The sequence below is a fragment of the Micromonospora sp. WMMA1976 genome (assembly GCF_027497335.1).
In the GTDB taxonomy this organism is placed as follows: domain Bacteria; phylum Actinomycetota; class Actinomycetes; order Mycobacteriales; family Micromonosporaceae; genus Micromonospora; species Micromonospora aurantiaca.
On the sequence record NZ_CP114912.1, the window covers coordinates 4316612 to 4336806 of the forward strand.

General features: G+C 74.1%; 12 protein-coding genes. 5 read left to right on the forward strand and 7 right to left on the reverse strand.

Features of this window, described 5'->3' with window-relative positions:
- Positions 1-32: 32 nt before the first annotated feature.
- Both O7546_RS19685 and O7546_RS19690 read right to left on the reverse strand, forming a co-directional pair.
- The gene (locus O7546_RS19685) at positions 33-812 is read right to left on the reverse strand and encodes a hypothetical protein (protein ID WP_194801273.1); all 780 of its coding nucleotides are present in this window, start codon (positions 810-812) and stop codon (positions 33-35) included.
- The gene (locus O7546_RS19690) at positions 809-3325 is read right to left on the reverse strand and encodes an FtsK/SpoIIIE domain-containing protein (RefSeq protein ID WP_281599919.1); all 2517 of its coding nucleotides are present in this window, start codon (positions 3323-3325) and stop codon (positions 809-811) included. Before O7546_RS19690 ends, O7546_RS19685 begins: the two co-directional genes overlap by 4 nt.
- 183 nt (positions 3326-3508) lie before the next feature.
- Between O7546_RS19690 and O7546_RS19695 the strand changes: the two genes are divergently transcribed.
- The 3 genes from O7546_RS19695 to O7546_RS19705 all read left to right on the forward strand — a co-directional run bounded on the left by O7546_RS19695 (position 3509) and on the right by O7546_RS19705 (position 6204).
- Complete coding sequence (locus tag O7546_RS19695; protein ID WP_281599921.1) at positions 3509-4921, forward strand: alkaline phosphatase PhoX; 1413 nt, start codon at positions 3509-3511, stop codon at positions 4919-4921.
- A gap of 117 nt (positions 4922-5038) precedes the next feature.
- Positions 5039-5626: a type II toxin-antitoxin system antitoxin SocA domain-containing protein gene (locus O7546_RS19700; protein ID WP_269697342.1), complete on the forward strand. Its 588-nt coding sequence runs from the start codon at positions 5039-5041 to the stop codon at positions 5624-5626.
- Positions 5627-5703: 77 nt separating this feature from the next.
- The gene (locus O7546_RS19705; RefSeq protein WP_281599922.1) at positions 5704-6204 is read left to right on the forward strand and encodes a Fic family protein; all 501 of its coding nucleotides are present in this window, start codon (positions 5704-5706) and stop codon (positions 6202-6204) included.
- Here the strand turns inward: O7546_RS19705 and O7546_RS19710 are convergent.
- A complete protein-coding gene (locus O7546_RS19710) occupies positions 6201-6794 on the reverse strand; it encodes a TetR/AcrR family transcriptional regulator (protein ID WP_281599923.1) in 594 nt (197 codons plus the stop codon). The two genes, O7546_RS19705 and O7546_RS19710, sit on opposite strands and share 4 nt — an antisense overlap.
- A 274-nt stretch (positions 6795-7068) precedes the next feature.
- Between O7546_RS19710 and O7546_RS19715 the strand changes: the two genes are divergently transcribed.
- On the forward strand, positions 7069-8523 hold the full coding sequence (locus O7546_RS19715) for an MFS transporter (RefSeq protein ID WP_269697345.1): 1455 nt from the start codon (positions 7069-7071) through the stop codon (positions 8521-8523).
- A 73-nt stretch (positions 8524-8596) separates the two neighbouring features.
- On the opposite strand, the gene O7546_RS19720 is transcribed toward O7546_RS19715, so the two are convergent.
- A complete protein-coding gene (locus O7546_RS19720) occupies positions 8597-11275 on the reverse strand; it encodes a hypothetical protein (protein WP_281599924.1) in 2679 nt (892 codons plus the stop codon).
- Between the two features lie 117 nt (positions 11276-11392).
- Entirely contained in the window at positions 11393-12178 is a 786-nt protein-coding gene (locus tag O7546_RS19725) for an SGNH/GDSL hydrolase family protein (protein WP_281599925.1), read from the reverse strand.
- Between the two features lie 197 nt (positions 12179-12375).
- Between O7546_RS19725 and O7546_RS19730 the strand changes: the two genes are divergently transcribed.
- Positions 12376-13911, forward strand: a complete 1536-nt coding sequence (locus O7546_RS19730) for a M1 family metallopeptidase (protein WP_281599926.1) — start codon at positions 12376-12378, stop codon at positions 13909-13911.
- Between the two features lie 55 nt (positions 13912-13966).
- Here the strand turns inward: O7546_RS19730 and O7546_RS19735 are convergent, their stop codons facing one another.
- On the reverse strand, positions 13967-15472 hold the full coding sequence (locus O7546_RS19735; RefSeq protein ID WP_194801261.1) for a glutamate synthase subunit beta: 1506 nt from the start codon (positions 15470-15472) through the stop codon (positions 13967-13969).
- Positions 15465-20132: a glutamate synthase large subunit gene (gene gltB / locus O7546_RS19740; RefSeq protein WP_281599927.1), complete on the reverse strand. Its 4668-nt coding sequence runs from the start codon at positions 20130-20132 to the stop codon at positions 15465-15467. The genes O7546_RS19735 and gltB overlap by 8 nt, the downstream gene beginning before the upstream one ends.
- Positions 20133-20195: the final 63 nt, after the last annotated feature.

Here is a 20195-nt window from a genome sequence, read left to right on the forward strand (position 1 = left end):
CGCGCAGCCTACCGCCCCACCCCGCTTCGCTGTCAGCGCAGGAGGCGGAAGAGGAGGAGGTAGAGGCAGAAGAAGGACGGGGAGACCAGCGCGCAGATCACGAAACCCAGCGGCACGTAGCGTCCGGCCGGGGGCGCGTCGCCCTCCACCGCCGGGCGGCCCCAGCGGGCGAGCACCGCCTGACCGGCCACGAAGGACATCAACGGCACGCCCGCGCAGCTCAGCGCCGCCACCAGGTCCAGCCCGGTCACCGGCAGCGACGAACCCACTATCGCGATCAGCATCAGCAGCGAGCCGACCAGCGCACAGCCCGCGTACACCACCACCGCCCGCGCCGGCGCCGACCAGGTGGGCAGCAGCACCGGCGTGCGGGCCAGCGCATCGGCCTGCTGCCCGAACACGTCGGCCTCCTCGGCGAGCCGCCCCGCCGCCGCCAGCTCCGCCGCCGGGTCGCCGGCCCGCGGCGCCGGAACACCCCCCGAGGGGTACGCCCCGACGTCCGGCCGCCCCGGCGCGTCGGCTGCGCCGCCGGTCACCCCGTCCCCCGGCCCGGGTGCGGGACCCGGCGCTCCCCCACCGGCAGCCATCGCCGGCGCCGGCGCCTCCGCCGGTACCGACGTCATCGGCACGCCGATCGCCTGCCCGAGCCGGTCCAGGTGCTGGCCCTGGGTCGCGAGCCGCTGCCCGAGCGTGTCGACGGCGGACTGGAGGCCACGGCGGCGCTCCGCCTCGGCGGCGATCTCCCGCTCCCCGCCGCGCTGCCGGGTGGACAGCTCCCGCAGCAGCGCCGCGTACTCGTCGAATCCGCTCATGACGGCTCTCCCGCGGCGGCGAAGGGCACGATCAGCGCGGTGCGGTGCTCGTGCCGGTCGACCAGCAGGGCGCGCCCCTCGCGCGGGACGTACGCCAGGTCGTGCACGCCGAGGTGCAGGCCCAGGTCGGCGGCGGGGACGTTCAGCGCGACCAGGCCGGTCACGTCGTCGCGGTGCCCGCTGCCGCCGAGGTCGTCGGCGAGCCGGCGCAGCCCGCGCCACCAGCCGAGCACGTGCGTGCCGCGCGCGGGCCCCTGGCGCAGCACGGCGCGCAGGTCGTCGTACCCGGAGCGGAACGTCGCCGGGTCGGAGGCGGCCAGCGTCGTGGCCGCGGCGTCCATGCCGAACACCACCAGGTAGGTGCGCCCGGACGCCGGGCTGTCGCCGGCGGCGGCCTCGGTGAGATGGGCGCGCAGTGCGCCGGCGTCGAGGCGTCGGACCTGGTGCCCGGCGGCGGCGAGCGTCATGGCCAGGTCGTCGGCGGCGTCCGTGGTGCCCGGCGCCAGCGGCGCGAACAGAAACCGGGCGGTGCCGGGGGCGTGCTGGCGGGCCAGGGACAGGGTGGCCGACCGGAGCACGTCCGCGCCGCCCGCGGCGGTGCCGACCACCGCGAGGTGCCGGCCCGGGCTGGCGTCGAGCGCGAACCCGGCCGGGCTGCCGGGGACGTCCACTACGCGGCCGACGAGCGCGTACGGCGGGTCGGCGCCGGGCGTCAACGCCGCCCAGGCGCTGTCGTCGGTGAGCCGGGGCGTCTCGTGTCCCCGGAAGACGGCAGGCGGGCGCGACCCGGCCGGGCGGGCCGCGTGCAGCTCGTGGCGCAGCGCGGCGAGGTCGGCCGAGGCGGCGTGCGCGTCCGGGAACCGCACCTCGGCGTCCGAGCCGGGCGCCCCCGCGCCGGTGTTCACCACCGCCGTGCCGACGGTGAGCCCGCGTGCGGCGTCGTTGCGCGGGTCCAGCACGGCGTCGCCGCCGGGTAGCGCGATCCGCAGCGGGAACTGCCCGAAGATCGCCTCGGCCCGGCCGTAGAGCGCCTCGATGCCGGTGGTGCTCTGGCTCGCCAGCACCAGGTGCAGGCCGTACGAGCGGCCCTTGCGGGCCAGTTCCTCGATCAGGTCGACGGCCTGCCGGGCCAGCGCGTCGTTGCCGGCGAACAGCACGTGGAACTCGTCGACCACTGTGACGATCCGGGGCGGCCGGGCGTTGGGCGGCAGGTCCGCCAGGCGGCTGACGCCGTGCCGCTTCAGCAGGTCGGCGCGGCGGCCCAGTTCGGCGCGCAGTTCGCGCAGCGCCGCCACGCCGTACTCGCGGTCGGACTCGATGCCGACCGCGTCGGCGTGCGGCAGCCAGGACGGGTCACGGTCGGTGGGCACGAACTCGGTGAAGCTGACGCCCTCCTTGAAGTCGAGCAGCATCAGCCGCAGCTCGGCCGGGGAGTAGCGGGCGGCCAGCCCGTAGAGCACGTCGAGCAGCAGGACCGTCTTGCCCGCGCCGGTCCGCCCGCCGACCAGCCAGTGCGGGGTGGCGTCGTCGAACGCCACGCTCAGCGGACGGCGGCCGGCCCGGCCGAGCACGGTACGCAGCCCGGAGGCGGCGGACCCGGCCCAGCGCTGCGCGGGCAGCAGGTCGGCGAACGTGACGCCGTCCTGGCCTGCGGCCTCGGCGTACCGGCGGGCCAGCGCGGTGACGGTGGCGTGCGACGGGTCGCCGTCGAGCACCACCGGCGCGGCCAGCCCGCTGCCGTCGGTGCTGAACGGGCGCCCGGGCGGGTCGCCGACGAGCGTGTACCGCTCGGTGACGCGCAGCTGGGTGGTGGCGCCCAGCGGCGGCGCGGCGGACGGCCCGGCCGGTGGGTGCCCGGCCAGCAGCACGCAGACCGCAGCGGCCGGGCCGGCGTGGGTGAGCGCTGCGAGCCGGGCCAGTTCCCGGGGCGGCGGCGCGGACGCGGCGACCACCACCAGCAGCTCGCGGTCCTCCGGCGCGGACCGCTGGGCGGTACGGGCGTGCCGCTCGGCCAGGTCGAGCAGGGCCGTCGTCTCCGCCTCGGTCGTCGCCGCCGGGGCGAGCACCCCGGCATCGTGCAGCGGGCGCAGCGGAAGGAACGCCGCACCGAAGGCCGCCTGGTCGATGCCGGCCACCCGGATCGCACCGGCCGGAGCGGCGGTCAGCAGCCGTACCACCACCGCCCGCAGCAGCTCGCCGACGCGCGGGTCACGGGCGTCCGCGTCGACGGCCAGGTGCGCGCCCGCACCCACCGGCACGAGCACCGGGAACGCGCCGTCGACAGTGGACGCGGCGCCGAGGCGTACCGGAACGGGGTGGGTCGCGACGCGGGCCGTGCCGGGCACCGCGGCGGCCAGCTCACCGCCGAGGCGGGCCAGCCGCGCCACCAGCTCGGGGCTGCCCACCGGCGCCGGGCCCGCAGCGCCCAGCAGCCGCCGGGCCGCCTCCCAGTGCCGCACCGCCCGCCGATGCCGATCGACCGCCTGCCGGTACGCCGCCGCGAGTCTGCCCACCGTCCGCCCTCCGACGTTTGCGATCGAAGGGAACCCTAACGGACGCGCGCCGCACCGGCACGGGGCGCTCCGCACCGGGGATTCGTCCACTGTTCACCCGGCTACCGACGGACGCGCCGCCCGCCGTTCCCCCGGCCCCGCTTGCCTTCGGTCAGGCAATCGTGCGCACAGGAAGGCGACGACGTGACCACCTCACCTCTCCCCCGGCGGTCCCTGCTGCGCGGCGGCGTGGCCGGCGGACTCGGCATCATGGTGGCCGGCAGCCTGGAGGCGATCGCCGGCCCGGCGGCGGCCCGGCCCGCGTGCCGCCCCGCCGTCGGCTACGGCGACCTGGTGCCGGACCCGGCCGGCCTGCTGGCGCTGCCGCCGGGCTTCTCGTACACGGTCGTCGCGCAGGCGGGCGCGACGCTGCTGGAGTCCGGGCAGCCCACCCCGAGCGACGCGGACGGTACCGGCTGCTTCCGCGGCCCGCACGGCTCGGTGCTGGTCAACAACCACGAGATCGGCGGCGACGAGCCGTACCCGGTGCCGCCGCTACCCGGCCTCACCTACGACCCGGGCGCCCGGGGCGGCACCACCACCATCGAGGTGGACCGGCACGGGCGGCGGCTGCGCGAGTACGTGAGCGTGGCCGGCACGCACAACAACTGCGCCGGTGGCATCACCCCGTGGGGCACGTGGCTGACCTGCGAGGAGACCGAGCAGCGGGCCGGTGGGCGATATCTGAAGGACCACGGGTACGTCTTCGAGGTCGACCCGCACGACCGGTCCGCCAACACCGGCCCGGTGCCGCTGACGTTCCTCGGGCGGTACTCCCACGAGGCGGTCGCGGTCGACCCGTACACGCACTCGATCTACCTGACCGAGGACGCGAGCGGGCCCAACGGCCTGTACTTCCGGTGGACGCCGCCGCCCGGCTTCCGGGCCGGCAAGGGCGCGCTGCGGGCGCTCGCCCAGCGACCCGACGGCGGCACCGCCGGGAGCCTCGCCGCGATGCGCTGCCTGCGGGGCGACGGCCACGTGGCAGACCTGTCCGAGGCCACCACCCCCGGTACCCGCTACCGGGTGGAGTGGGTCGAGGTGCCGGACCGCGACGCCCGGACCGTGTCGGTACGCAAGCAGTTCACCGACGCCGAGGTGACCCGCAGCCGCAAGCTGGAGGGCGCCTGGTGGGGCGACGGGGGCGCGTACTTCGTGGCCAGCTACGCCCGCCACGACGACGGCAGCGCCAACGAGCACGACGGGCAGGTGTGGTTCTACGACCCGCGTCGGCAGACCGTCACGCTGAAGACGATCTTCGGGGTGAACACCGACCCGGAGGCCGACACCGGCAACTACGACGGGCCGGACAACATCACCGTCTCGCCGTACGGCGGGGTGATCCTGGCCGAGGACGGCGAGGGCGTGTCGCACCTGGTCGGCGTCACCGAGCAGGGCACTGCGTACCCGCTGGCGCGCAACGAGCTCAACGACAGCGAGTTCACCGGGCCGACGTTCAGCGCGGACGGCAAGACGCTGTTCGCCAACATCCAGTCGCCGGGGTACGTGTTCGCGATCACCGGGCCGTGGGGGCGGCCGGGTAACGGGCACCGCTGAGAGGGCGCCGGCCGGTGGTCTCCCCAGGGGCGGGAACCGCCGGTCGGCGTCATGGGTCGCCCGAGCGCCCGGATCATCGGTACTCTCTGAGCAGGGCTGATGAGGGGGTGTCACCGGATGGCCAGCGCACACGACGTCGCCGCCGCGGTGCTCGCCGAGGTCGGCCGGGTCACCGCGATGAAGCTCGAGAAGCTCGTCTACTACTGCCAGGGATGGCACCTGGCTCGCAGTGGTTCGTCGCTGTTCGCCGAGCCGATCGAGGCATGGCGGGAAGGCCCGGTGGTTCCGCTGCTCTACCGGCACCACCGCCAGCAGCTCTACGTCTCGGAGTGGCCCCTCGGAGATCCCTCCCTGCTCACCGAAGCCCAGCGCGAATCCGTCCGCTGGGTGGCCCGCGAGTACGGCAGGTTCTCCGCGACCGAGCTGTCCACCATGACGCACAACGAACTGCCGTGGCGGGCCGCTCGTGGCGCGCTGCCCGAGTCCGCCAGCTCCTCCGAGCAGCTCGATGTCGACCTGATGCGGACGTACTACGCGCGGCAGATGGCGAGCACCGAGACAGCCGTCGCGCAGGCCACGGCGAACGCCGCGATCGAGGGCCAGGAGTTCGACCAGGACTGGCAGGAACGGCTCCGCGACGTGGCCTCGGGCCTGGTCGACGCGGACGATCTGATCGCCGAAGAGATCGCCCGCCTGCGCGGATGACCGATCCGTACTGCTGGCCGGGCACTGACTGCCTGGTCAACCGGTTGGGCCTCAGAGACGCCGCTACCCTGCACGAGGTGGAGTTCCGCCTGGTCTCCATCCGGGACGTGCAGGCGGCCCGTAGCACCATCCCCGGCAACTACGGCCTCGGTCACCTCCAGGCGTTCCACAGGCACCTCTTCGGCGACGTGTACCCCTGGGCCGGGCAGACACGCACTGTTGAAATCAGCAAAACCGGGGCACGCTTCTGCCACTGGCGCTTCATCGACGACCAGGTGGGCAGCGTCCTCGCCCAGCTCTCCGAGGACGGCTTCCTGCTCGGCCTGAAGCGCGAGCCGTTCGTCGGCTCCCTCGCCCACTACTACGGCGAGCTGAACGTCTGCCACCCGTTCCGCGAGGGCAACGGCAGGACGCTGCGCGCCTTCCTGCGTCAGCTCGGCGCCGCAGCCGGCTACCTGCTCGACTGGTCGGAACTCGACGCCGCCGACAACATCGACGCCTGCGCCCGGCATCTGAACACTGGCGAGACGGACCTTCTGGTGACCGCGCTCGATCCGGTCGTACGGCGCCTCGGCTAGACCCGGGGCGATCCCGCACCGGCCGGCGGGCGCAGGCCGTCCAGCGCGATGGCCAGGACGCGGTCGCGCTGGGCCGGGTCCGGGAACTGATATGCGGCCAGCCCGCTGATCAGCCGGATCACGTCGTCGAAACCGGCGTCCGGCCGGGCCGCGCCGGCCTCCTGGGCGCGGCGCAGCAGCGGCTCGCCGGTCGCGTAGATCTCGGTGCGGCAGCTGCGGAACACCTCGGAGTCGTGTACCAGTTCCTCGGCCAGCGCCCGCTTGGTGGCCACGTAGGCGACGAACCGGTGCAGCCAGCCGACCAGGGCGTCCCAGGGCGGCTCGTCGGCCAGGTCGGCGGCGGAGGCGCTGAGCGCGCGCACCTCCTCGACGTAGACCGCCTCGAACAGGTCCCGCCGCTGGGGGAAGTTGCGGTAGAGCGTGCCGATGCCCACGCCCGCCCGGCGGGCGATCTCCTCCAGCGACGCGCCCGCGCCGTGCTCGCCGAAGACCTCGCGGGCGGCGGCGATCAGCGCGTCGTAGTTGCGGCGGGCGTCGGCCCGTTTCGGGCGGCGGGAGAAGACCTCACCGGGCACGTCGGCGTCGGTCATGACGCGCGTCACCCCTTCCGTCTTGCAACCGGAGGCACCCCTCCGCTAGGTTAATGGAGGCACGCCTCCGGTTACTGACCGGAGCCACCCCTCCGGATAGCTTACTCCGGACTTCCGGCCGCCCTCCGGCCGCGCGATCCTCGCGCCACGACACGGACCCGGGAGGTCCCACCATGCCCGCCGACCGCTGAGCGCCCGCACGACCCGGCCGCCACCGCCGCACGACCGCGCGAGCGGCCACCAGTCTCGTACCGACAACGGGGAGTTCTCCCACATGATCCACTCATCAGGGCGCGGCTCACGCCGGCTCACCTTCCTCGTGCTGGCCGCCGGCACCGGATTCTTCGCGATGCTCCAGTCGCTGATCACGCCGGTGCTGCCCACCATCCAGCACGACCTGCACACCTCGCCCAACACGGTGACCTGGGTGCTCACCGCCTACCTGCTCTCCGCGTCCGTCTTCACGCCGATCATCGGCCGCGTCGGCGACATGGTCGGCAAGGAGAAGACGCTCGTCTTCTCGCTCGCCGCGCTGGCGCTGGGCTGCCTGCTGGCAGCCGTCGCCCCCAGCATCGGCGTGCTGATCGCCGCCCGCGTGGTGCAGGGCATCGGCGGCGCCGTCTTCCCGCTCTCGTTCGGCATCATCCGCGACGAGTTCCCGGCCGCCCGGGTCAGCTCGGCGGTGGCCTCGGTCTCCGCGGTCGTCGCCGTCGGCGGCGGGCTGGGCGTGGTGCTGGCCGGGCCGATCGTGGCCACCCTGGGCTACCGGTGGCTGTTCTGGATCCCGCTGGTGGTGGTCGGCCTGACCGCGCTCGCCGCGCACCGGTTCGTACCGCGCTCGCCGGTACGCACCCCGGGCCGGATCAACTGGCTCAGCGCCGTACTCCTGTCCGGCTGGCTGGTGGCGCTGCTGCTGCCGGTCAGCAAGGGCGCCGCGTGGGGTTGGGGCTCCGGCCGGGTGGTCGGGCTGCTGGCGCTGGCCGCGGTGCTCGCGGCCGCCTGGCTGGCGACCGAGGCCCGAGCCGCGAACCCGCTGATCGACCTGCGGATGATGCGCCTGCCCGCGGTCTGGACCACGAACCTCGTCGGGTTGCTCTACGGCGCCTCGATGTTCGCCGTGTACGCGTTCCTGCCGCAGTTCGCGCAGATCCCGACCAGCGCCGGCTACGGCTTCGGCGCCAGCGTCACCCAGGCCGGGCTGCTGATGCTGCCGATGCTCGTCGGCATGTTCGTGGCCGGCCTGCTGGCCGGACGGCTGCAGTCCCGGTTCAGCGCCAAGGCCCAGCTGAGCACCGGCGCGGTGTTCAACGTGGCGGCCGCCGCCATGCTGACCGTCGCACACGACACCCGCTGGCAGGTCGGTGTCGCCGGTGGCCTGGTCGGCCTCGGCATCGGGCTGGCGTTCGCCTCGATGGCCAACCTGATCGTGGCGAACGTGCCGGCCGGGCAGACCGGCGCGGCGACCGGCATGAACGCCAACATCCGTACCATCGGCGGCGCGATCGGCGCGGCGCTCGCCAGTGCCGTGATCACCGCGAATCCGCAGCCGAGCGGGCTGCCCCGGGAGGCCGGTTTCACCGCGGGCTTCCTGCTGCTCACCGGCATCTCGGTGGCCGCGGCGCTAGCCGCGCTCGCCGTACCCTCCGGCCGCCGCCGGTGGCCCCGGCGGCGGATCGGGCCGGCGGTGCCGGACCTGGCGCCGGCCGCCGAGCTGGTCCCGGCCCGCTGACCTCAGCCCTCTCGTTCCGTGGATCTTGGTACGCGGGCGCCCTTTGCGGGGCGTGCGCGTACCAAGATCTCGTCTAGCGTGGGGCGACGCGGCAGCCGGGGTCGGGGCCGGCGTCGGCCACGCCGCAGTGGAACACCTCGACCGGGGCGGCGTCCACGTCGGGCACCTTCGCCACGGTGAGCAGCGCCAGCCGCTTCGCGACCGGCTCACCGGAGTCCGGGGCGTACCGGATGAGGCCGCTGACCCCCGGGTAGCCGCCGGCGGCGTTCTGCCGCAGCACCTCGGCGTGCACCCCGACCGGGTTGACCGAACGGGGCTCCCAGCGGCGGCCGGTGTCGGCGTGGCGCAGCCGGGCGGCGAGGCTCTCCAGCGCGCGTACCGTCATCATGGTGGCGTCGTAGGCCAGGCTGACCCGCTCGCCGACCGGCGGACCGGTCCCCGCGCGGCATCGGGGCGGGTCGAGCAGGCCGTCCGCGCCGATCCAGGTGAGGAAACTGCCCCGGGCGTCGTCGCGCCCGGCCTGCGCGGCCCGCAGCGACGCGCAGGTGGCCAGCGCGGCCTTCGACACGTACGTGACCGGCAGGTTGCCCGGCGCGCTGGCGCGCAGCCCCGGGTTGGCCATGTAGCGGTTCACCGAGTCGTCGGCGACCAGGTGCCGGGGCGGGTTCGCGCCGCACTCCTTGAGCGCGCGCATGAACCCGTCGAACTCCGACCAGCGGCCGGCGAAGAAGAGCATCCCCGGGTAGCCGCACTCCTGGGTGAGCCGCCGCCCGCTGCGCCACTCGTCGAGCCGGGTGAGCCGGTCGCCGAAGCGTTCCCGCAGGCCGTCGACGAGGGTGGCGACGTACAGGTCGTCGGTGAGCGAGCTGCCCTCGCCGGTGGTCCAGTAGACGTGCGCCTCCCCCACCCGCAGCACCTGCCGGGCGTACGCCTCGACCATCCGGGTCTGGTCCCGGTTCGGCGCCGACATGGCCAGGTAGAGGCTGGAGTTGGCGTCCATCCGGTCGGCCGACAGCGTCGGGGCGAGCACCGGCAGGCCGACGCGGTTGAGTTCGCGCAGCGCCGCCGCCGTGCTGGTGCGGCTGTCCACCAGGCCGACCACGCCGAGCACTGTGGGGTCGTCGCGGGCCAGCCCTTCCAGCATCCGTACCGCGTCGTCGGCGTGTCGCATCTGCCGCCCGGCGTTCGCCACCACGATGTGCAGCAGCGCCGCGTCGTCCGCCGCCGCCGACTCCTGGAGCAGGGCGTACTGGGCGGTGGCCATGCCCTCCAGTTCCTCCCGCTCGGAGACGTAGGACTCCTCGTCCGCGCGGGTCCGGTTGCCGGTGAGGCTGCCCAGGTAGACGAGCGTCAGGTAGGGGCGGCGGTGCTCGCTGCGCCGCCACACCTCCTCGGCGGCCCGGTTCTGGGCGAAGATGCGCCGCTGCACGGCGCGCAGCCGGTCCTGCCCGGGTTCGCTGTTGAAGACCTGCCCGGCGGTGTCGCTGTAGCCGACGCACTCCCCGCCGACGAGCCGCACGGTGACCCGGTCGGTGGGCCAGGGGCGGCAGTCCGGCGCCCACCGCCCGTGCGCCCACACGCCCAGCCCGGCGACGAGCGCCAGGGCCACCGCGGCGGGCAGGAACCGCCGGGCCCACCAGGGCGGGTCGGGTGCGACAAGGGCCGGCGGGACGCCTCCCACCGGCGCGTCGACGTCCCGGTCGTCCGCCTCCAGCAGCATCAGCCAGGCGCCGGGGCGACGCAGCCGGCGGTTCTCCGGCAGCGCCTCGGCCCACTCCTCGTACGCCTCCTCGGCCTCGGCCAGCGGCCGGGCCGCTGCCGGTTCCGGTGGCGGGTCGGCGGCGACCGCGACGACGAGCAACGGGTCGTTGCGGCCGGTCTCGTTGCGGACCTCGTCGACGAGCCGGACCAGCGTGTGCCCGACGTTGTCCGGCCGCGCGCCGTCGAGCACCAGCACCGGATAGGCGGTGCGGCGCCAGTCCCCGGGCCGCCAGAACCGCCGCCGGTACGCCAGGCGCAGGTCCTCCAGGAACGCGTGCAGCAGCAGCTTCTCCACCTGGGCCGGGTGTTCGCCGTCGCGCCAGCCGGCGGTGAGCCGCTCGGCGAAGCCGAGGAACGTCACCGACTGGCGGGGCGCCAGGTACTGCTGGCGCATGAACCAGCGGTACTGCCGTCCGACGAGCGGCACCCGGCCGGAGACGGCGATCCGGAACACGACGCCGGGTACGGCCCGCCACAGCAGCCAGAGCAGCAGGTGCAGCGCGGCACCGAGGCCGGAGTCGCCGCCGACCTGGGGGTCCTCTCCGGCACGCCGTCCCCGCCAGTCCCGCAGCCGGCGCACCAGCGCGGCCCGGCCGCTGTCGGCGGCGTCCAGGTCCACGGCGAGCGTCTGGTGCATCAGCCAGTCGGCCAGCGGGTAGTGCCGGAACCGCAGCCGGGGCGCGCCGAACGCCTCCACGGAGAGTTGCCGGTGCAGCTCGCGCAGCACGGCCGCGACGTCGTCGCCGGCCGGCCGGCCGGTGAGGTCCAGCACGGCGTGCGGTACCCGCCGCCCGGCCCGGAGCGCCGCGAAACGCCGTAGCAGGGCCGCGACCGCGCCGTCCCCGGTGGGCCGGACCAGCCAGAGCAGTGGGAGCCGGCGGTCACCGCGGCGTGGACGCCGCAGCAGCCGGGCCAGCAGGGTGAGCAGTTCCGGGCCGCCGGCCGGGAGCTGCTCACGGACCGGCCGCAGCCGGGTCGCCGGTTCACGCATGGTCACCTCCGGGTCGCACGGGGTGTCGCACCATTGTCGACGTTCGATGCAACCCGGCACGGCGGGGGCCCCGCTCGACGGACGGGTGTCGAGCGGGGCCCTCTCCTCACATGCGGATCAGCCGATGGCGGCGGTCAGCGCGGCCAGGTAGCCGTAGCGGTAGCCGTTCGCGTTCGGGTGGTACGCCTCGATGACACCGCTGACGTCCCGGATCCACGGCTCGGCGGCGCACACGCCGTGCCCGGCGAAGAACGGCCGCGCGTCGACGAAGGTGCCGCCGGCGGCGGCGGCCCGGCCGGAGATGACGCCGTTGAGCGTGTCGGCGGCCTGGTTGAGGATGGTGCGCTTGTAGCTGCTCATGGCGAGCAGTCCACAGGAGCCGGTCTCGAACAGCCGCGGGTAGCCGAGCACCACCAGCCGGGCGTTCGGGGCCCGGTTGCGGATCGCAGTGTACGTGGCGTCGAGCCGGGCGGGCAGCGTCGCGGTGGCGAACGCCTTCGACTCGTTGACCGCACTCTCGCAGCTGGACGTGCTGCCGAAGCGGCAACTGGTCATCACGTCGGCGAAGCCGGCGTCGTTGCCGCCGATGGTGATGGTGACCAGCGTGGTGCTGCTGCTGAGCTGGCCGACCTGGTCGGCCAGCACGTCGGCGGTGACCGCGCCGCCGCAGGCCGGGAACTTGAAGCTGGTGACCGAATGGGCGGCGGCCCAGAGCGGGGCGTACGACTTCTGGCTGCGCAGGCAGGTGGACAGGTCGTACGGGCCGGCGCCGACCCCGGAGGAGTAGGAGTCACCGAGGGCGACGTAGTTGACGGTGGCCGCCCGGGCGGCGCCGGGCAGAAGCACGGCGCCGAGTACGGCCGCCAGGAGGGCGGCGAACACGGTACGGACGCGACGGGGCATGGCAGAGCCTCCACGGGGCAGGGGTGGTGGAGCCCGTTGACCGCGCGCGTGGCCGAGGGATCGGTGCTGTTACTGGTCGGTAATGCTATCGAAACATTCGTCGAAATTGAATAGCCCCGATCGACCGGACAGGACAGATACGTTCACATGTGTCGATTAGCTTGACGGTGACGACACCCGACGGAGGGAGTCCCACCGTGCGACGCGCACTCACGGCGGCCATCGCCGCCCTGACCCTCACCACGGCCGGCACCACGGTGACCGGTGCCCCCGGCCAGGCCGCCCCCACCGGATGGGGCCGGCCGCAACCCGCGGCGGCCACCCCGACGCCGGGCAGCCCCGGGCTGGGCGACAGCTACTTCCCCGACTACGGCAACGGCGGCTACGACGTCGGCCACTACGACATACGGCTGCGCTACGAACCGGCCACCGACCGGCTCAGCGGCACCACCACGATCCTCGCCACCGCCACGAAGGACCTGTCCCGGTTCAACCTGGACTTCGCCCTCGACGTCGAGTCGGTGCGGGTGAACGGGTGGACCGCCGGGTTCGCCCGGGCCGGCGACCACGAGCTGGTCGTCACCCCGGCCCGGCCGCTGACCAAGGGCCAGCAGCTCACCGTGGTGGTGAGGTACGCCGGCGTGCCGTCGCAGACCACCGTCTACGGCTACACCGCGTGGACGCGAACCGCCGACGGGGCGCTCGCCGTCAACGAGCCCGAGTCGGCCTGGTGGTGGTACCCGAGCAACGACCACCCGAAGGACAAGGCCACCTGGGACATCTCGGTGTCGGTGCCGACCGGCGTCGAGGTGGTCAGCAACGGCGTGCAGCCGCGCGACCCGCTGCCCGAGGCCGGCAACCGCACCCGGTGGAGCTGGCGCAGCGTCAAGCCCGGCGCCACGTACCAGGCGTTCCTGGCCATCGGGCAGTACGAGATCGTCACCGACGTCGCGCCGAACGGGCAGCCGGTGGTGAACGCGTACAGCACCACGCTGGGCGAGCGCCTGCCGGCCGCGCGGGCGAGCATCGAACGCACCGCCGAGATCGTCGAGTGGGAGAGCGGGCTGTTCGGCCCGTACCCGTTCGAGGCGCAGGGCGGCGTGGCCGGGCCGGTCGACGGCATCGGCTTCGCCCTGGAGACGCAGACCCGCCCGGTGTACGGGCCCGGCTTCTGGCGGCGCGGCGCCAACACGTACGTGGTGGTGCACGAGAACGCCCACCAGTGGTTCGGCGACTCGGTGTCGGTGGCGGACTGGCGGCACATCTGGCTCAACGAGGGCTTCGCGTCGTACGCCGAGTGGCTCTGGTCGGAGGAGCAGGGCGAGGGCACCGCGCAGGAGCTGTTCGACTTCACCTACGACAGCTACCCGGCCGACTCCGAGTTCTGGCAGGTACGCCCCGGCGCCCCGGGCCCGGGCGGCATCTTCGACGCCGCCGTCTACGACCGGGGCGCGATGGCGCTGCACCAGATCCGGCGCGCCGTGGGCGACGCCGCGTTCTTCCGCATCCTGCGCACCTGGACGGCCAAGCGGCAGTACGGCAACGGCACCGTCGCGCAGTTCCAGGCGCTCGCCGAGCGGATCTCCGGACGGGACCTCGACGCGGTGTTCACCACCTGGCCGTTCACCCCCGGCCGGCCCGCCGTGGCCACCGCCGCACGGACGAGCGCCGCACCGGCGCAGCCGGCCTCGTGGGCGAAGATCCGGGCGGCGCACGACCTGCTCGGCCGCTGACCGGCGCCGGCCGGGCCGCTCCCCCGCGACGGAGGGCGGCCCGGCCGGTTCGGGGTCAGCGCGCGGCGAGCGGCTGGCGGGCCGGGTCGACCGGGGCGGGCAGTTCGCCCACCCCGCCCAGGTACGCGTGGATCGCCGCCGCGGCGGCGCGTCCCTCGGCGATCGCCCAGACGATGAGCGAGGCGCCCCGGTGCATGTCACCGGCGACGAAGACGCCGTCGGCGGCCTGCCAGTCGGGGCCGGAGTCGATCGCGCCCCGGCGGTTGCGGGTCACCCCGAACTGGGCCAGCAGCGGCTGCTCCTCGGTGCCCTCGAAGCCGATGGCGAGCAGCACCAGGTCGGCCGGGATCTCCCGCTCGGAGCCCGGCAGCGGGGTGACGATGCGGCGGCCGTCCACCTTCTCCACTGTCACCTCGGCGATCCGGACCGCGCGGACCTGACCGGTGCCGTCGTCCACGAACTCCTGCACCGCGACGGCGAAGACCCGCTCGCCGCCCTCCTCGTGCGCCGGGTAGTTGCGCAGCACCCACGGCCAGGTCGGCCACGGGTCCCGGGCCGCGTCGCGCTCGGCCGGCGGCTCCGGGTAGAGGTCGAGCTGGTGGACGCCGGCCGCGCCCTGCCGATGCGCCACGCCGAGGCAGTCGGCGGCGGTGTCGCCACCGCCGATGATCACCACGTGCTTGCCGGCGGCGTCGATCGGCGTACCGTCGGGCAGCGTGGCGAGCGCGGGCCGCCCGTCCCCGGCGGCGGCCACCACCCGGTTCGCGGCGACCAGGTGCGCCATCGCCTGGTGCACACCGCGCAGCGCCCGGCCCGGCGTCTCCGGCGTGTCCCGGCCCTGCAACGCCCCGCAGGCCAGCAGCACCGCGTCGTGCTCGGCGCGCACCTGCTCGGCGGTCACGTCGACGCCCACCTCGACGCCGGTCCGGAACCGCACACCCTCGGCGGTGAGCTGGGCCAGCCGCTTGTCGATGTGCTGCTTCTCCAGCTTGAAGTCGGGGATGCCGTAGCGGAGCAGGCCGCCGATCGCGTCGTCGCGCTCGTACACGGTGACCGTGTGACCGGCGCGGGCGAGCTGCTGCGCGGCGGCCAGCCCGGCCGGGCCGGAGCCGACCACGGCCACCGACCGGCCGGTCGGGGCGGACGCGGGCCGGGGCCGCAGGCCGTCGCGGGCCACCGCCGCGTCGGCGATCTCCACCTCGACCTGCTTGATGGTGACCGGCTGCTGGCCACCGAGGCCGAGCACGCAGGCCGCCTCGCACGGCGCCGGACAGAGCCGGCCGGTGAACTCGGGGAAGTTGTTCGTGGCGTGCAGCGACTCCACCGCGGCGTCCCAGTTGCCGGTGCGGACCAGGTCGTTCCAGTCCGGGATGCGGTTGCCCAGGGGGCAGCCGTCGTGGCAGAACGGGATACCGCAGTCCATGCACCGGGTGGCCTGCTCGCGGATCAGCCCCTCACCGGCCGGCGGGTAGACCTCCCGCCAGTCGGAGATGCGTACCGGCACCGGACGGCGGGCCGGCAGCCGCCGGTCGTAGCGCAGGAAACCGTTCGGGTCAGGCACGAGCCACCTCCTGGGCGACCGCCCGGGGCGCGGGCGGTACCGGCGCGGCCGACGGCACGCTGAGCGCGCTCATCACCGCGTCGTCGACGTCTCGGCCGGCGGCTTCGGCGGCCCGCATGATCTCCATGACCCGGCGGTAGTCGCGGGGCACCACTGCGGTGAACTCCTCCACCGCCTGCGGCCAGCGCTTGAGCAGGTCCTCGGCGACAGCCGAGTCCGTCTCGGCGAAGTGCCGCTGGACCAGCTCGTGCAGCCGGTCGCGTTCCTCGTCGCGCAGCGGCGACAGGTCGACCAGCTCGGCGTTCACCAGCCGCTGGTCGAGCCGGTGCACGAACGCGGTGCCACCGGACATGCCGGCGGCGAAGTTGCGCCCGGTCGGCCCGAGCACCACGACGGTGCCGCCGGTCATGTACTCGCAGCCGTGGTCGCCGAGGCCCTCGACCACGGCGACCGCGCCGGAGTTGCGGACCGCGAACCGCTCCCCCACCCGGCCGCGCAGGTAGACCTCGCCGCCGGTGGCGCCGTACAGGATGGTGTTGCCGGCGATGATCTGGTCCTCGGCGCGGCGGCCCGGCGTGGCGTCCACGCCGACGAACGGCGCGTCGGCGTCCGGCCGGACCACGATCCGGCCGCCGGACAGTCCCTTGCCGACGTAGTCGTTGGCGTCGCCGTACAGGCGCAGCGTGACTCCGCGCGGCAGGAACGCGCCGAACGACTGGCCGGCGGTGCCGCGCAGCCGGAACTCGATCGTGTCGTCGGGCAGCCCGGCGCCGCCGAAGCGGCGGGTGACCTCGCCGCCGAGCATCGCGCCGACGCTGCGGTGCTCGTTGCGGACCTCGACCTCGACCCGGACCGGGGTACGGTCACGCAGCGCCGGCCCGGCAAGCTCGATGAGCCGGTTGTCCAGCGCCGCGTCGAGGCCGTGGTCCTGGGCGCGTACGCCCCGGCGGGCCGCGCCCTCGGGCAGCTCCGGCAGGTGCAGCACGCGGCTCAGGTCGAGGCCGTGGCCCTTCCAGTGGTCGATCGCGCCGGCCACGTCGAGCAGCTCGGTGTGGCCGATCGCCTCGTCGATGCTGCGGAAGCCCAGCTCGGCCAGGTAGCCGCGGACCTCCTCGGCGAGGAACAGGAAGAAGTTCTCCACGAACTCCGGCTTGCCGGTGAAGCGCTCGCGCAGCACCGGGTTCTGGGTGGCGATGCCGACCGGACAGGTGTCCAGGTGGCACACCCGCATCATCACGCAGCCCTCGACGATCAGCGGCGCGGTGGCGAAGCCGAACTCCTCGGCGCCGAGCAGCGCCGCGATCAGCACGTCCCGGCCGGTCTTGAGCTGGCCGTCGACCTGCACCGTCACCCGGTCGCGCAGCTTGTTGAGCAGCAGCGTCTGCTGCGCCTCGGCCAGGCCCAGCTCCCACGGGGTGCCGGCGTGCTTGAGCGAGTTGAGCGGGGACGCGCCGGTGCCGCCGTCGTGCCCGGAGATCAGGATGACATCGGCCTTGAGCTTGGCCACGCCCGCCGCGACGGTGCCCACGCCCACCTCGCTGACCAGCTTGACGTGCACCCGGGCGGCCGGGTTGACGCACTTCAGGTCGTGGACGAGCTGGGCGAGGTCCTCGATGGAGTAGATGTCGTGGTGCGGCGGCGGGGAGATCAGGCCGACGCCGGGGGTGGCGTGCCGGGTCCGGGCGATCCACGGCCAGACCTTGTTGCCTGGTAGCTGCCCGCCCTCGCCGGGCTTCGCGCCCTGCGCCATCTTGATCTGAAGGTCGTCGGCGTTGACGAGGTACTCGCTTGTCACGCCGAACCGGCCGCTGGCGATCTGCTTGACCGCGGAGCGCCGCGCCGGGTCGTGCAGCCGCTCGACGTCCTCGCCGCCCTCGCCGGTGTTGGACTTTCCGCCGAGCCGGTTCATCGCGACGGCGAGCGTCTCGTGTGCCTCCGCCGAGATCGACCCGTACGACATGGCACCGGTGGCGAAGCGCTTGACGATCTCGGTGGCCGGCTCGACCTCGTCCAGCGGCACCGCCGGGCGGACGCCGGTGCGCAGCGTGAACAGCCCGCGCAGCGAGCCCGCCTGCGCGGCCAGCTCGTCGACCTTGGCGGTGTACTGCCGGAACACGTCGTACTGGCGGCTGCGGGTGGCGTGCTGGAGCAGGAAGACCGTCTCCGGGTTGAACAGGTGCAGCTCGCCCTCGCGGCGCCACTGGTACTCGCCGCCGACCTCCAGCCGGTCGGTGGCCTGCGCGCCCGGCGCCGGCCAGGCCCGCGCGTGCCGGGCCGCCACCTCGGCGTGGATCTCGTTCAGGCCGATGCCGCCGATGGTGCTCGGCGTGCCGCGGAAGTACCTGTGGACCAGGCGGGTGTCCAGGCCGACCGCCTCGAACACCTGCGCGCCGCAGTACGACGACACGGTCGAGATGCCCATCTTCGACATGATCTTCAGGACGCCCTTGCCGAGCGCCTTGACGTAGTTGCGGACCGCCTTCACCCGGTCGACGCCGGCCAGCCCGCCGGTGGAGATCATGTCCTCCACCGACTCGAAGGCGAGGTACGGGTTGACCGCCGCCGCGCCGTACCCGATCAGCACCGCCGCGTGGTGCACCTCGCGGCAGTCGCCGGACTCGACGATCAGCGCCACCTGGGTGCGGGTCTGCTCGCGGACCAGGTGCTGGTGCACCGCGGCGGTGAGCAGCAGCGACGGAATCGGGGCCAGGTCGGCGTTGGAGTCCCGGTCGGAGAGCACCAGGATGCGGACGCCGTCCTCGATCGCCTCGGAGACGTGCCGGCAGATCTCGGTCAGCCGGGCCTTGATGCCGGCGCCGCCGTCGCGCAGCCGGTAGAGCCCGGAGACCCGGACCGCCTTGAAGCCGGGCAGGTCGCCGTCCTCGTCGATGGAGAGGATCTTGGCCAGCTCGTCGTTGTCGATCACCGGGTAGGGCAGCACGATCTGCCGGCAGCTCGCCGGGCCCGGGTCGAGCAGGTTGCCCTCCGGCCCGATGGTGGACGCCAAGCTGGTCACCAGCTCCTCCCGGATGGCGTCCAGCGGCGGGTTGGTGACCTGCGCGAAGAGCTGATGGAAGTAGTCGTAGAGCAGCCGCGGCCGGGTGGACAGCGGGGCGATCGGCGTGTCGGTGCCCATCGAGCCGATCGGCTCCGCGCCGCTGCGGGCCATCGGGCCGAGCAGGATCTTCAGCTCCTCCTCGGTGTAGCCGAACGTCTGCTGGCGGCGGCGTACCGAGTCGTGGGTGTAGACGGTGTGCTCGCGCGGCGGCAGGTCGTCCAGCTCGATCAGGCCGGCGTGCAGCCACTCCTGGTACGGCTGCTCGGCGGCCAGCTCGGTCTTGATCTCGTCGTCGGAGACGATCCGGCCGTTGACGGTGTCGACCAGGAACATCTTGCCCGGCTGGAGGCGGCCCTTGGCGACCACGGTGGCCGGGTCCAGGTCGAGCACGCCCGCCTCGCTACCGAGCACCACCAGGCCGTCGGCGGTGTGCCACCAGCGGCCCGGCCGCAGGCCGTTGCGGTCCAGCACCGCGCCGACGATCTCGCCGTCGGTGAACGCGACTGACGCCGGGCCGTCCCACGGCTCCATCAGGCTGGCGTGGAAGCGGTAGAACGCGCGCTTGTCGGCGCGCATGTCCGGGTCGTTCTCCCACGCCTCGGGGATCATCATGAGCACCGCGTGCGGCAGGCTCCGCCCGGCCAGGTGCAGCAGTTCCAGCACCTCGTCGAAGTTGGCCGAGTCGGACGCCGCCGGGGTGCAGACCGGGAAGACCCGGCGGATGTTGCCGGGGATGCTCGGGCTGCGGAGGAGGGCCTCGCGGGCCTGCATCCAGTTGCGGTTGCCGCGGATCGTGTTGATCTCGCCGTTGTGCGCGATGAATCGGTACGGGTGCGCCAGCGGCCAGGACGGGAACGTGTTCGTGGAGAAGCGCGAGTGCACCAGCGCGATGGCGCTGACCACCCGTTCGTCGGTCAGCTCCGGGTAGAACGCCGGGAGCTGGTCCGGGGTGAGCATGCCCTTCCACACCATCGTGCGGCCGGACAGCGACGGGAAGTACGCCGGCACGCCCCGCTCGGCGGTCTCCCGCTCGACCTGCTTGCGCAGGCAGAACGCCACCCGGTCCAGGTCGAGCCCGGTCAGCGGGGAGCCGGCCGGACCGGCCGGTGAGTCGGTCAGCCGGTGCGCGGCCACGAAAAGCTGCCGGACCCGGGGCATGGCCGCGAGCGCGGTCTCCCCCAGGCCGGACGGCTCGGTCGGCACCTCGCGCCAGCCGAGCACGTCGGCGCCCTCGACCAGCGCGTACTTGTCCACCACCTGGCGGGCGCGGGCCTCGGCCGCGTCGTCGTCGGGCAGGAACACCAGGCCGGTGGCGTACTGGCCGGCCGGGGGCAGCGGGAAGTCGACGGTGGCGCGCAGGAACGCGTCCGGCACCTGGATCATGATGCCGGCGCCGTCCCCGGTGTTGTGCTCCGCGCCCCGGGCGCCCCGGTGGTCCAGCCGGCACAGCGCCCCGAGGCCGTTCGCGACGACCTGGTGCGAGCGCCGCCCGTGCAGGTCGGCCACGAAGGCCACGCCGCAGGCGTCGTGCTCGTACGCGGGGTCGTAGAGCCCGGTCGTCCGCGGGGCCGACTGCGGGCTGTGAGGGTACGGAAAGGCCACCGGGCCTCCTGTCGTCACTCAGGATGGATCATGATGGGGACGACGTCGGCCCTCTGCGGTTTA

What these genes read in the sequence shown, in the direction of transcription:
- O7546_RS19720 (WP_281599924.1), bottom strand. Translation starts at nt 11,275, where the DNA reads ATGCGTGAACCGGCGACCCGGCTGCGGCCGGTCCGTGAGCAGCTCCCG.
- O7546_RS19685 (WP_194801273.1), bottom strand. Translation starts at nt 812, where the DNA reads ATGAGCGGATTCGACGAGTACGCGGCGCTGCTGCGGGAGCTGTCCACC.
- O7546_RS19700 (WP_269697342.1), top strand. Translation starts at nt 5,039, where the DNA reads ATGGCCAGCGCACACGACGTCGCCGCCGCGGTGCTCGCCGAGGTCGGC.
- O7546_RS19710 (WP_281599923.1), bottom strand. Translation starts at nt 6,794, where the DNA reads ATGACCGACGCCGACGTGCCCGGTGAGGTCTTCTCCCGCCGCCCGAAA.
- O7546_RS19725 (WP_281599925.1), bottom strand. Translation starts at nt 12,178, where the DNA reads ATGCCCCGTCGCGTCCGTACCGTGTTCGCCGCCCTCCTGGCGGCCGTA.
- O7546_RS19715 (WP_269697345.1), top strand. Translation starts at nt 7,069, where the DNA reads ATGATCCACTCATCAGGGCGCGGCTCACGCCGGCTCACCTTCCTCGTG.